This is a genomic window from Cupriavidus sp. FW305-3-2-15-C-LB2 (assembly GCF_058787575.1).
The window spans coordinates 98281-110149 of the sequence record NZ_JBYSZW010000018.1 but is presented as its reverse complement, the minus strand read 5'-3'; the positions used below and the strand labels follow the sequence as shown (position 1 = coordinate 110149).

Below are 11869 nucleotides of genomic sequence, written 5' to 3'. Positions count from 1 at the left end.
GGCTTCAGTTTGTCGCCGCCGACTGCACCGGGGCGTTTGCCTTCTCGCGTATCAGCGCATGCGTGTCGTCGATCCATTTCTGGAACCGGTCTTGCGCGTGCGCCTTCTGCTGCGGCGTGGTCATGTTGGCGATGGCCACGGTCAGCGCGATGCCCGCATTGATGCTGGCTTCGTGGCTGGCGGCATGCTTGGCTGGCGGGTTCTGCCAGTATTCGCGGAAGCGGCGCAGCACGTCTATCACCTGCGCCTTGGGCGGCTGCGTGGCCTGCACGTAGCGCACCATCCTGAGCCATTCCTGCTGCCGGGCGACGCGCTCGGCGTAGCGCGCCTCGGCATTCTGCACCACCGGGCCCATCCTGGCGCGGATGGCCTTTTCCTGATCGCTGGAGAAGTTGCCGTAGACCAGCCTCGCGTAGTCCATCACCTTGTCATAGCGCGCTTCCTCGCGCTCGGCAGGGTCTGGATTCAGGAATTTCTTGCGGTACTTGGCATTGCCCTCGGCAAATTTCTTTTCCATGCGGCCGATCTGCTCAGGCGTCAGCGTCAGCAACAGGTCGGCGAGGTCGGGCATCGCCTGTTCGAACGACTTGCGCGCCAGTTGCTGCGAGGCATCCTGGAAGTGCTCGACCGTGGCCGGGGTCACCGGTTGGCGCACGTCGGCCTTGGCCTGCTGCAGCAAGGTGGCGATTTCCGGCAACTGCGCCTTGCGATGCCAGGCAAAAAAGCGTGCAATGGCCTCGCGCGTGAGCGGTTCCTGGGCCGTGCTGACATCGACGTAGTTGTCGATCCACCAGTAGGCCAGGTGGTCACCCTGCTGGTATCCCAGCTTCATGGCGCTGCAGGCGCACAAGGCCGCCGCGCCCAGAATCGCGAAAATCCGCCGGGCCCAGCAATTGTGAAATTCGGAAACGACGGTCTGATGCGCAGAAACCGCCATGTTAAAATCGGCGCGCATCGCAACCGGGCCACCCAGATGACTGCCAGCCAAGTCCTGGCAAGGGTTTGCGGGATTATGCGCAGGCCTGGCTGCAGGTTTTCGCCAAGCCTGGCGGCGCAGTCCGCCAAACACCCGGCTGGCGTTTTCAAGAATATTTTCGGACACACTCACTTAGGGGTCTCCTTGTGAATATCGTCATTCTCGCCGCGGGCATGGGCAAGCGGATGTATTCCGATTTGCCCAAGGTACTGCACCCGGTAGCCGGGCGGCCCATGCTCGCGCATGTCCTGGACACCGCACGTGCGCTGTCGCCGTCGCGGCTGGTGGTCGTGGTCGGCCACGGTGCCGGGCACGTGCGCGAGGCCGTTGCCGCCGACGATGTCGCCTTTGCCGAACAGCCCCAGCAGCTGGGCACGGGCCATGCGGTGATGCAGGCACTTCCCTTGTTGGACGACAGCCAGCCCACGTTGGTTCTGTATGGTGACGTGCCGCTCACCAGCGCTGCCACGCTCCAGGCACTCGTGGCCGAAGCCGGCACCCAGCGCTTTGGCGTGCTGACCGTGGAAATGCCTGACCCGACCGGCTATGGCCGCATCGTGCGCGATGCCGCGGGCAGCATCGTCCGCATTGTCGAGCAGAAGGACGCCAGCGAGGCCGAGAAGGCAATCCGCGAGATCAACACCGGCATTATCGTGTGCCCCACCGGCCACCTGCGCAAGTGGCTGTCGACGCTGCGCAACGACAATGCCCAGGGCGAGTACTACCTGACCGACACGGTCGAGCGCGCCGTGGCCGATGGCGTGGAGACTGTCTCGGCCCAGCCGGCGGCGATCTGGGAGACGCTCGGCGTCAACAGCAAGCTGCAGCTGGCCGAGGTCGAGCGCATCCACCAGGGCAACCAGGCCCGGCGGCTGCTGGAAGCCGGCGTAACGCTGCTGGATCCGGCCCGCATCGACGTGCGCGGCGAACTGAGCTGCGGGCGCGACGTCACCATCGACGTCGGCTGCGTATTCGAAGGGCGCGTGCACCTGGAAGACGGTGTGCGCATCGGCGCCCATTGCGTGATCCGCAACAGCGCCGTCGGCGCCGGCGCCCAGGTGCACCCGTTCTGCCATATCGACGAGGCCAGGGTTGGCCCCGCCGGGCGCATCGGGCCGTACGCGCGGCTGCGCCCCGGCACCGAGCTGGGCGAGGACGTGCATATCGGCAACTTTGTCGAGGTCAAGAATGCCCAGGTGGCCGCGCACAGCAAGGCCAACCACCTGGCTTATGTGGGCGATGCCACGGTGGGGTCGCGCGTCAATATTGGCGCGGGTACCATCACCTGCAACTATGACGGCGTGAACAAGCACCGCACGGTGATCGAGGACGATGTCTTTATCGGCTCCGACACCCAGCTGGTGGCCCCGGTGACGGTGCGCCGCGGCGCCACGCTGGGCGCCGGCACCACGCTGACCAAGGAGGCGCCCGCCGACAAGCTGACGCTGTCGCGGGCCAAGCAGCTGACCATCGACGCCTGGCAGCGGCCGGTCAAGCAGCCGAAGAAGTAAGCGTCAGAGGGCCGCCCGCGGGCGGCCAGGGCACGCGCCCCCGCGGGGGGGGGCGCCGCCACAGGATTCATACCGGCGCCTGAGGTCTACGGGCAGGCGCCAGCAAACGGGGGTTCAGCATGTGTGGCATCGTCGGCGCGGTTTCCACGCGCAATATCGTTCCGGTCCTGATCGAAGGGCTGCGCCGCCTGGAGTATCGCGGCTATGACTCGTGCGGCGTCGCCGTCGTGCGCGACGATGCGGTCGAGCGTGCGCGCACCGTGTCTCGCGTGGCCGACTTGGACGCGCAGACGCAGGCTTCCGGCCTGTCCGGCTTCACCGGCGTGGCGCATACGCGCTGGGCCACGCATGGCAAGCCCGATACCGTCAACGCGCACCCGCACCTGTCGGGCGAGACCATCGCGCTGGTGCACAACGGCATCATCGAGAACTACGAGCCGTTGCGCGAAGAACTGCGCGCGGTCGGCTACGGCTTTGAATCGCAGACCGATACCGAGGTGGTTGCCCACCTGATCCACCAGGCCTACACCTACCCCAGCAGTGCCACGCGCGGCGACCTGTTTGCCTCGGTGCGCGCGGTGACCAAGCGCCTGCACGGCGCCTACGCCATCGCCGTGTTCGCCAAGGACCAGCCCGGCCGCGTGGTCGGCGCGCGCGCCGGTTCGCCGCTGGTGGTGGCGCTGGGCGAGAACGAGGCCTTCCTGGCCTCCGACGCGCTGGCTGTGGCCGGCACCGCCAACCGCATCATCTACCTGGAAGAGGGCGATGTGGTCGAGCTCACGCTGGACGGCGTGACCATCCACGACGTCGACGACCACCCGGTCGAGCGCGAGGCGCGCGTGGTCGAAGCGCACGCCGCGTCGGTGGAGCTGGGCCCGTACCGCCACTTCATGCAGAAGGAGATCTTCGAGCAGCCGCGCGCGCTGGGCGACACGCTGGAAGGCATTGAAAGCATTTCGCCGGAGCTGTTCGGCAGCGGCGCCGCCGAGGTCTTTGCCGGCATCGACAGCGTGCTGATCCTGGCCTGCGGCACCAGCTATTACTCCGGCTGCACCGCCAAATACTGGCTGGAGAGCATTGCCAGGATCCCGACCCAGGTCGAGGTCGCCAGCGAATACCGCTACCGCGAGACCGTGCCCAATCCGCGCGCGCTGGTGGTGGTGATCTCGCAGTCCGGCGAGACCGCCGACACCATGGCCGCGCTGCGCCATGCGCGCGCGCTCGGCCATGTGCACACGCTGGCGGTCTGCAACGTGGCCACCAGCGCCATGGTGCGCGAGACCGAGCTGCGCTTCCTGACGCGCGCCGGCACCGAGATCGGCGTGGCCTCGACCAAGGCCTTCACCACGCAGCTGGCCGCGCTCTACATGCTGACGCTGGCGCTGGCCAAGGTGCGCGGCCTGCTGACCGAAGACGCCGAGGCCAAGGCCCTGACCAACCTGCGCCACCTGCCCGCCGCGCTGCATGGCGTGCTGGCGCTGGAGCCGCAGATCATCGCCTGGTCGGAAGACTTCGCGCGCCGCGAGAACGCATTGTTCCTCGGCCGCGGACTGCATTACCCGATCGCCCTGGAAGGCGCGCTCAAGCTCAAGGAAATCTCCTATATCCATGCCGAGGCCTACCCGGCGGGCGAGCTCAAGCACGGCCCGCTGGCACTGGTCACCGAAGCCATGCCGGTGGTCACCGTCGCCCCCAACGACGCACTGCTGGAAAAACTCAAGTCCAACATCCAGGAAGTGCGCGCCCGCGGTGGCCGCCTGTACGTGTTTGCCGACAGCGACACCCAGATCCAGTCGTCCGACGGCATCCAGGTGATCCGCCTGCCCGAGCACTACGGCGATCTCTCGCCGATCCTGCACGTGGTGCCGCTGCAGCTGCTGGCCTACCACACGGCCTGCGCGCGTGGCACCGACGTGGACAAGCCGCGTAACCTGGCGAAGTCAGTGACGGTGGAGTAAGGCGCGGGCAGCCCCGCTGCGCTTGCTGGAAGAACCAAGAGGCCCCGCGGGGCCTCTTGGCATTGGCGGCGCGTGGCTATGCCACGTACAGCAGGAACGCCCGTGCCATCTCCATATCCAGCCGCCGGTCCGACAGCGCAAAGGTGCTGTCGCGGTTGATCAGCGCGTACAGCAGCGTGCCGGCCAGCGCCTGGTGCGCAAAGCGGATGCGCAGTTCCAGTTCCGGCGAGGCGCCCGCCGGGTGGAGTTGCGCAAGCGGCTCGGCCATGCCCTTGCGCAGCGTGGCCAGCACCAGGGCTTGCAGCGCCCTGAAATAGCTATCCTTGCCTTCGAAGCGGCTGTAGAACGCGCCGGTCGTGACGCCGGCCTGCGCGCAGATTTCCTGGATCGAGACCTGTTCCAGCGTGCGCTCGCAGCAGCCGGCGGCCGGCTTCCAGCAGCAGCAGCGTGGTGCGCAGGCCACGCGAATAGCGCGGTGCGATCCTCGCCATCGACGCATCGGTGTCGTCGCTGGCCGGCGTGCTGGCGTCGCTGGCCGGCCTGTACGTGGACAACCCTGAGCGCTCGCGCCGCCGGCTGGCCGCGCACCTGCCGTCGCGTGTCGAAGCTGTGCAGCCCGCGGTCGCTGCTGGCTGAATCCCCAACGCCCGGGCCATGACCTGGGCCTACAGCCCGGCACCGCCGCCGGCTTGCGCCACTGCTTCATGCACCAGCGCCGCGAAGACGCGCATGGCCGGCGACGGTGAGCGCCCGGCCAGCGACACGATCCCATACTGCGCCCTCAGCTCGGTTGGCGGGTGCATCGGCAGGGCCACGGCCAAGCCTTGCGCGCAGGCCTCGGCCATCATCGCCACGGGTACCAGCGCCACGGCATCGACGGCCAGCAGCAGCGAGCGCAGCGCGTGCATGTCGTTGCAGGTGACGGTCATCAGCCCGGGCGCGTCCTCGGAAACCGGGCCGCTGCCACCGCTGGCTTGATGCAGTGCCTGCCGGAAGAAGCGCAGGATATGCGCCGGCAGCCGCGTCCCTGCCACCGGATAGGCGCGCAGCTCGGCCAGGGTGACTTCGCGCTGCCGCGCCAGCGGGTGCCCGCTGCGCACGAAGAATGCCGTTTCCAGTGCCGGCAGCCGGTCAATCTGCAGGTGTCCCAGTTCCGCCAGGCTGCGGCTTTCGCCTACAAAGACATCGAGGCGTTCCGCTTCGAGCGAACGCCGCATGGCCGGCGTGTCCGCGGTCTCCAGGTCGATGCGCAGATGCGGGTAGCGCCGCACCAGCGTCTCGAGCACGGGATCGAGCAGGAACGATGCCGCGAACGGCCCGAAGCCCGCGCGGATCGTGCCGATCTCTACTTCCTCCAGCAGTTGCAGGTCGCGCCGCAACTCTCGCTGTTCGCGCAGCATGCGGCGCGCGCGTTCGAGCGCCAGCATGCCCGCCGCGGTTGGCCGCACCTTGCCGTAGCTGCGGTCGATCAGCGGCCCCAGGTCCGCTTCCAGCGCCTGGATGCTGCGGGTGAGCGCCGGCTGCGACAGGTGCAGGGCGCCGGCGGCTCGGGCAAAACTGCCTTGCTCGACCAGCGTGACGAAGTGATGCAGCTGCCTTAGACCCATGAATTAATCATTCTTGCATCAAAAACTGAAAAATATTGCATTGGACGTAATTTCTCAAGCCAGCTAACGTTGTCCCCCAAAACCATAAGGACGACCTGGAGACGACATGAACCGACGCGCATCGCTCGCGCTGGCCGCTGGTGGGCTGATTGGCGGGCTTTCGCTCAGCCTGGCCCTGCCCGCCGCGGCACAGACCTATCCCGCCAAACCAATCCGCATCGTGGTGCCTTATGTGGCCGGCGGCGGCACTGACACCATCGCCCGTGCCATGGGCGAAAAGCTCAGCAAGCGCCTGGGCCAGCCCGTGGTGGTGGACAACAAGGCGGGCGCCTCGGGCATCATCGGCACCGACGCCGTGGCCAAGGCCGCGCCGGATGGCTACACGTTGTTGATGACCCTGACGCAGTCGGTGCTGACCAACCAGTTCCTGTACCAGAAACTGCCCTACGACCCGCGCAAGGATCTGACCATGATCAGCGTGCTGGCCGATGCGCAGCTGGTGCTGGTGGCCCATCCGTCGGTGCCGGCGCGCACCGTGCGCGAGCTGGGCGATTACGCGCGCAGCCGGCCGGGCAAGCTCAGCTATGCCTCGTGGGGCGTGGGTTCGCTGTCGCACCTGAGCGGCGCCTACTACAGCAAGCTGGTGCATGGCCAGGCCGCGCACGTGCCCTACAAGGGCGAGGCGCCGATGATGCAGGACCTGCTGGGCGGGCAGGTGCAGTTCGGCTTTGCCAGCATCCTGACCGCCAAGCCCTATATCCAGAGCGGCAAGCTCAAGGCGCTGGCGGTGACCGGCACGCAGCGCAGCAGCGCGCTGCCAGACATGCCCACCTTCGCTGAGTCCGGCATGCAGGACAGCGCCTTCAAGACCGTCGGCTGGATCGGCCTGGTGGCGCCGGTGGGCGTGCCCGCGCCGATTCTCGCCAGGCTTGAAGGCGAAGTGCGCGCCATCCTGCAGGCGCCCGACATGCAGGAGCGACTGGTCGCGCTGGGGCTGCGCACGGTGGGCAGCTCGCCGGCCGAGGCGCAGGCGCTGTATGCGCGCGACTGGCCGGTGCTGAAGACGCTGGTGGCGGATTCGGGCGCGAAGCTCGACTGATTTTCACGGGTGGCTCCCGATGGCGGGCGGCGCGGCAATTGCCGTGTGCGCCCGCTCTTCTATTTGCACGATGCCGAGCGAAGCGCTTTTGAAAACCGAATGGAAACCATTGGTATTCGCATCCGCAATGGCGCGTGAAAACCCGGCGAAAATGCGGCGGCGAGGCCGAATCTGCTTGATGTCCGCTCTTGCCGGACTACCATGAAGTCCGCGGCGGGATAATCACTGCGGGGTTTTCGTGATTACGAAAATGAGAGTGGGTCCATCGGTTTTGAGGGGGCGTTGGGGGCAGTCATGAAAAGCGACAAGAAGGTGATCCAGTTGCTCAATGGCCAGCTACGCCATGAGTTGACTGCAATCAACCAGTATTTCCTGCATGCCCGCATGTACCGGCATTGGGGGCTCGGTGCGCTGGGCAAGCACGAGTACGAGGAATCGATCGAGGAAATGAAGCACGCGGACAAGCTGATCGAGCGCATCCTGTTGCTCGATGGCCTGCCCAACCTGCAGGACCTGGACAAGCTGCTGCTCGGCGAGAACACCGAGGAGATGCTCGGCTGCGACCTGAAGCTCGAACAGGTGTCGCAGGCCAGCTGCAAGGAAGCGATCAAGTTCTTCGAGTCAGTCGGCGATTATGTCTCGCGCGAGATCGTGGTCGATATCCTTGCCGACACCGAGGAACATATCGACTGGCTCGAGGCGCAGCTGGAACTGGTGAACAAGGTCGGGTTGCAGAACTACATCCAGTCCGCGATGGGCGGCATCGGCTAGCCTTGCCGTCTCCTGCAAAGATTTCCATTTCCCGCTACACTGCGGCCCGCAGCACGTAGCGTCGCACAGACGCGGCGTCAGCGGCGGGGTGGCAGAGTGGTGATGCAACGGCCTGCAAAGCCGTATACGACGGTTCGATTCCGTATCCCCGCCTCCAGTTTTCTTTGCCCGGCACAAGTTGCCGGGCAGTCTTGCGTGCGCCCGCGCAATTTCCCCCATTTTCATACGCGTGTCACAGGGACCTTTCATGCACGGCAGCCATGTCGTGGTGCGCGTAGTTGCCGTGATCGCGAGGGCCATTTCGGACACCTCTGTTCCGTTACTTCCCCAATAGAACAACGCCACTGAATCGGGTAATGTTGCCTGCCAGGCCACATGGCCTGCGTGCAACCCGTGCCGCCGGATGGCGGCACAACCATGTCCGGGCTTCCATGGTGTCCCCGTCGCGAGGTGATGTGAAAAAGAGAGGCTCCAGATGATCAAGGACTTGCGGATCCGGGCGGCCATGCCCTCGGACGCGCCAGCCGTGGGCAGCGTGCTGGAACGCTGCGGCCTGCCCGTGGACGATGTGGCCCGCTTGCTCGAGCACTTCCACGTCGCCATCCTTGGATCGCAGATCATTGCTTGCGCTGCCGGCGAGCGTTTCGGCGAGACCGTGGTGATCCGCAGCGTTGCCGTATTGCCGGAACACCGCGACCAGGGCGTGGCCACGCATGTGGTGCGCGCCGCGCTGATGCGCGCACGCGCCAACGGCGCGCGGCGCGCGGTGCTGCTGGCCTCAAGCTGCCCGAGCTATTTCTCGCGTTACGGTTTTACGCTGGTGCCGGCCGCGAAGCTGCCGGCCGAGGTCATGTCATCGAGCGAATTCCACCGCCATACCGATACGCCGCCGCTATGCATGTGGTGCGAGTTGGACTGAACCCGCAAGCACCGCTGGCACGCCTCAGTGCTCGCCCTCGCAGCGGCTGATCTCCACCGTCACGTGCACCAGTTCCTCATGCACGGATAGCGCCTCGCGCACGCGCTGCGGGGTCAGCGCCGGATCGTGCGTGACCAGGCAGGCGATGCAGGCAAACTGCTGCCGGCCCACGCGCCAGACATGCAGGTCGGTCACACTGGTGCGCTCCTCGCCGTTGGCGTCGGCAGGGTCCAGGCCCGCCAGCACCTCGCGCACTTCTTCCACCACCGGGTGGTCCATCTCGCGGTCCAGCAGCACGGCGCCGCTCTGGCGCAGGAGGCAGACGGCCCACCTGCCGACCAGCGCGGCGCCCACCAGACCCATCACCGGATCCAGCCACGCCCAGCCCAGCCACCAGCCGCCGGCCAGCGCGACCAGCGCCAGCACCGAGGTCGCGGCGTCGGCCAGCACATGCATGTAGGCGGCGCGCAGGTTGATGTCGTGGTGGTGGCTGTGGCCGTGATCATGGTCGTGGCCGTGGTGATGGTGGCCATGGTCGTGCCTGTGGTCGTGGCCGTGCGCATGGCCGCCCAGGATCAGCGCGCAGCCCAGGTTGACCAGCAGGCCGAGCGCGGTCACGGCCATGGCCTCGCGGTAGTGGATGTCCTGCGGGCTGAGCAGCCGCTCGACCGAGCCGGCCGCCATCAGCGCCGCGATGCCAAGCAGGAACACCGCGCTGGCAAAGCCGGCCAGCACCTCGATCTTCCACGTGCCGAAGGCAAAGCGCCGGTCGCCGGCGTAGCGGCGCGCGGCGGCGTAAGCGAAGGCCGACAGGCCGATGGCCAGTGCGTGCGAGCTCATGTGCCAGCCATCGGCCAGCAGCGCCATCGAGTTGAACCAAAGGCCGGCAGCGATCTCTACCACCATAGTGGCGGCGGTGATCGCCATCACCAGGCGTGTGCCGCGTTCGGCGGCGCGGTTGCCGGCGTCGAAGGCGTGGCTGTGGGTCCAGGCGGACAGGTCGTGGCTATGCATGGTCTGGTTCTGCTGCGCTGGAGAGCTGAAATCGTCACCCCGTGTGGGGCAATGCAGGCTCAAGGGTAGCAGAGCCCCGGCGCTTCGGCGGCCGCGTCCCTGACGGCTGCAGGGACAGCTGGCGCGTACTTCGTGTGCTCCCTGCGGTACAAATAGACCCTGGCTGCCAGCGGGGAGTCCACGCCGTCCTTACATACATTCATGAATGGATGTATGATTTAACGAAAAATTCACACTGCCTCCACGACTTTGTTGTCCATTCCAAGATGAGTTATCGCTTTATCGCTATCTGCCTGACCGCCTGGCTGGGACTCTGCGCCACCGCGGGCTGGCTCGTCGAGCGCCTCTGGAGCTGACCGCTCCATGCTGCCCGGGTGCTACGCCGCGCGCGGCGCCTGCGCCAGGCGGTCGAAGAACTGCCACAGCTGTGGCGCATCGCCGGTGGCCACGTTGAAGCGGATCCATGGCGAATCGGTCTCGTCCGGCTCGAAATACGACCCTGGCGCGAGCCAGATGCCATGCTCCAGCGCCAGCGTGGCGAGGCGGTTGCCGTGCAGCGGCCCGCCGCGGCGGCTGGCCTGCAGCCGCGCCTGCGCCGCCTCGTTCAGGCGCGCCCAGGCGAACATCCCGCCCTCGGGGCGCAGCAGCACTTCCAGCCCGTGGGCTTCCATCTTTTCCGTCACGCGATCCTGCTGCGCACGCAGCCGCTCGGCCAGCGCCGCCACATGGCGGCCGTAGTGGCCGCTGGTCAGCACCGAGTAGACCAGCCGCTCGGTGACTTCCGATGAGGTCAGGCCGACCGCCATCTTGGTGCGCGCGAAGGCCTTGGCCAGGTCGGGGCTGGCGGCCAGATAGCCGACACGCAGCGACGGCGTGATGGTCTTGGAAAAACCATTGATGTAGACCACCTGCGACAGCCCGTCCATGGCCGCCAGCATCGGCGAGCCGGCCGGCGCCAGCTCGCGGTAGATATCGTCCTCGACCACCAGCAGCCGGTGCTGCTCGGCCAGCTGCAGCACGCGGAAGGCGTTCATGCTGCTCAGGCTGGCGCCGGTCGGGTTCTGCAGCACGGTATTGATAAAGAGCGCGCGCGGGGCATGGGCGCGGATGGCATCGTCCAGCGCGTCGGTATCCAGCCCCGCCGCCGAGCGCGGCACGCCCACCACGCGCAGCCCCGCCAGCCGCAGGATCTGCAAGAGGTTGCAGTAGCAGGGCGATTCCACCAGCACCCTGTCGCCGGCACGCAGCAGTGTGCGCACCACCAGGTCCAGCGCCTGCGTGGCGCCCTGCGTCAGTACTACCTGCTGCGCCTGCAGCGGGATGCCGTACTGGCCCAGGCCGGCGGCGATATGCTCGCGCAGCGGAGCAAAGCCATACGGATGGCCGTAGCCCGACAGCTGCGCCGCCGGCACCCGCGCCGAGGCGCGCATGGCCTGGTGCAGCCCTTCCTCGTTGAGCCAGTCGCCGGGCAGCCAGCCGGCGCCGGCCTTGATCGGCACCGAGTGGTCGGCGAACACATCCGACAGCAGCCACGCTGCGTTCAGTCCCGGCGCCTCCCATTGCGGCGCGCGCGCGTGCCCGGCCGGGGCATGGCGATGTGCAACCGTATAGCCCGAGCCCGGGCGCGCCGCCAGGTAGCCCAGCGCCGTCAGCCGGCCGTAGGCCTCGGCCACGGTGAAGGTGCTGACACGGTGGTGCTGCGCAAAGCGGCGCACCGAGGGCAGGGCGGTGCCGGCGCGCAGCGCGCGCTGCTCGACCAGTGCGGCGATGCCGGCCACGATCTGCTCGGTCAGGGTGTCGCCGTCGCGGCGGGTGCGGGTCAGGTTCAGGGTCAGCATCAGGCACTCGGGCAGGCGTGAACCTGTACAGTTTAGCGGCTGCAGGCAGGCCAGGACGCGGTGGTCTTCCGCAAAGCGAAATTTGCCGCAGTGCAGCGTGGGAAGGCGTACCGCGGTCCAGAGCGGTCGTGGCACAGCGGCGGGCTGGCGGCACCCCGATGACGCTTGCCTGTACG

The 11869-nt window shown here is 67.2% G+C and carries 11 protein-coding genes and 1 tRNA gene; 7 read left to right on the top strand and 5 right to left on the bottom strand.

Translation table 11 applies throughout. The annotated features are described in order from the left end of the window. Positions 1-4: 4 nt before the first annotated feature. On the bottom strand, positions 5-832 hold the full coding sequence (locus AC3WRR_RS15580) for a DUF6279 family lipoprotein (RefSeq protein ID WP_010813349.1): 828 nt from the start codon (positions 830-832) through the stop codon (positions 5-7). Between the two features lie 290 nt (positions 833-1122). Between AC3WRR_RS15580 and glmU the strand changes: the two genes are divergently transcribed. Continuing rightward, positions 1123-2487 (top strand): bifunctional UDP-N-acetylglucosamine diphosphorylase/glucosamine-1-phosphate N-acetyltransferase GlmU, encoded by a 1365-nt coding sequence (gene glmU, locus AC3WRR_RS15575; RefSeq protein ID WP_010813350.1) that lies wholly within the window; start codon positions 1123-1125, stop codon positions 2485-2487. A gap of 119 nt (positions 2488-2606) precedes the next feature. Further along, entirely contained in the window at positions 2607-4445 is a 1839-nt protein-coding gene (glmS, locus tag AC3WRR_RS15570; protein ID WP_010813351.1) for a glutamine--fructose-6-phosphate transaminase (isomerizing), read from the top strand. 76 nt (positions 4446-4521) lie between these two features. Here the strand turns inward: glmS and AC3WRR_RS15565 are convergent, their stop codons facing one another. Next, positions 4522-4944 (bottom strand): TetR/AcrR family transcriptional regulator, encoded by a 423-nt coding sequence (locus tag AC3WRR_RS15565; protein ID WP_234788272.1) that lies wholly within the window; start codon positions 4942-4944, stop codon positions 4522-4524. A gap of 2 nt (positions 4945-4946) precedes the next feature. Here AC3WRR_RS15565 and AC3WRR_RS15560 point away from each other — a divergent pair, with 2 nt between their 5' ends. Beyond that, positions 4947-5081, top strand: coding sequence for a hypothetical protein (locus AC3WRR_RS15560; RefSeq protein ID WP_492293420.1), 135 nt, complete (start codon positions 4947-4949; stop codon positions 5079-5081). Between the two features lie 29 nt (positions 5082-5110). On the opposite strand, the gene AC3WRR_RS15555 is transcribed toward AC3WRR_RS15560, so the two are convergent. Then, the gene (locus tag AC3WRR_RS15555) at positions 5111-6052 is read right to left on the bottom strand and encodes a LysR family transcriptional regulator (RefSeq protein ID WP_492293419.1); all 942 of its coding nucleotides are present in this window, start codon (positions 6050-6052) and stop codon (positions 5111-5113) included. 106 nt (positions 6053-6158) lie between these two features. On the opposite strand from AC3WRR_RS15555, the gene AC3WRR_RS15550 reads away from it, so the two are divergent. The 4 genes from AC3WRR_RS15550 to AC3WRR_RS15535 all read left to right on the top strand — a co-directional run bounded on the left by AC3WRR_RS15550 (position 6159) and on the right by AC3WRR_RS15535 (position 8841). After that, on the top strand, positions 6159-7151 hold the full coding sequence (locus AC3WRR_RS15550; RefSeq protein ID WP_010813354.1) for a Bug family tripartite tricarboxylate transporter substrate binding protein: 993 nt from the start codon (positions 6159-6161) through the stop codon (positions 7149-7151). 294 nt (positions 7152-7445) lie between these two features. Continuing rightward, positions 7446-7922, top strand: a complete 477-nt coding sequence (gene bfr, locus AC3WRR_RS15545; protein ID WP_010813355.1) for a bacterioferritin — start codon at positions 7446-7448, stop codon at positions 7920-7922. A gap of 82 nt (positions 7923-8004) precedes the next feature. Next, positions 8005-8079: transfer RNA gene (locus tag AC3WRR_RS15540), tRNA-Cys, on the top strand. 318 nt (positions 8080-8397) lie between these two features. Further along, positions 8398-8841, top strand: a complete 444-nt coding sequence (locus AC3WRR_RS15535) for a GNAT family N-acetyltransferase (protein WP_010813356.1) — start codon at positions 8398-8400, stop codon at positions 8839-8841. A 24-nt stretch (positions 8842-8865) separates the two neighbouring features. Here AC3WRR_RS15535 and dmeF read toward each other — a convergent pair whose 3' ends face one another. Both dmeF and AC3WRR_RS15525 read right to left on the bottom strand, forming a co-directional pair. Then, on the bottom strand, positions 8866-9855 hold the full coding sequence (gene dmeF, locus AC3WRR_RS15530) for a CDF family Co(II)/Ni(II) efflux transporter DmeF (protein WP_492297391.1): 990 nt from the start codon (positions 9853-9855) through the stop codon (positions 8866-8868). A gap of 377 nt (positions 9856-10232) precedes the next feature. Continuing rightward, positions 10233-11693 carry an aminotransferase-like domain-containing protein gene (locus AC3WRR_RS15525; protein WP_492297389.1) on the bottom strand — a complete coding sequence of 487 codons (1461 nt, stop codon included), beginning with the start codon at positions 11691-11693 and terminating at the stop codon, positions 10233-10235. Between the last annotated feature and the right edge of the window lie 176 nt (positions 11694-11869).

Excerpts from the sequence above, each read along its gene's own strand:
- dmeF (WP_492297391.1), bottom strand. The coding sequence starts at position 9,855 with ATGCATAGCCACGACCTGTCCGCCTGGACCCACAGCCACGCCTTCGAC.
- AC3WRR_RS15565 (WP_234788272.1), bottom strand. The coding sequence starts at position 4,944 with ATGCGTCGATGGCGAGGATCGCACCGCGCTATTCGCGTGGCCTGCGCA.
- AC3WRR_RS15525 (WP_492297389.1), bottom strand. The coding sequence starts at position 11,693 with ATGCTGACCCTGAACCTGACCCGCACCCGCCGCGACGGCGACACCCTG.
- AC3WRR_RS15550 (WP_010813354.1), top strand. The coding sequence starts at position 6,159 with ATGAACCGACGCGCATCGCTCGCGCTGGCCGCTGGTGGGCTGATTGGC.
- AC3WRR_RS15555 (WP_492293419.1), bottom strand. The coding sequence starts at position 6,052 with ATGGGTCTAAGGCAGCTGCATCACTTCGTCACGCTGGTCGAGCAAGGC.
- AC3WRR_RS15580 (WP_010813349.1), bottom strand. The coding sequence starts at position 832 with ATGAAGCTGGGATACCAGCAGGGTGACCACCTGGCCTACTGGTGGATC.
- glmS (WP_010813351.1), top strand. The coding sequence starts at position 2,607 with ATGTGTGGCATCGTCGGCGCGGTTTCCACGCGCAATATCGTTCCGGTC.
- AC3WRR_RS15535 (WP_010813356.1), top strand. The coding sequence starts at position 8,398 with ATGATCAAGGACTTGCGGATCCGGGCGGCCATGCCCTCGGACGCGCCA.
- bfr (WP_010813355.1), top strand. The coding sequence starts at position 7,446 with ATGAAAAGCGACAAGAAGGTGATCCAGTTGCTCAATGGCCAGCTACGC.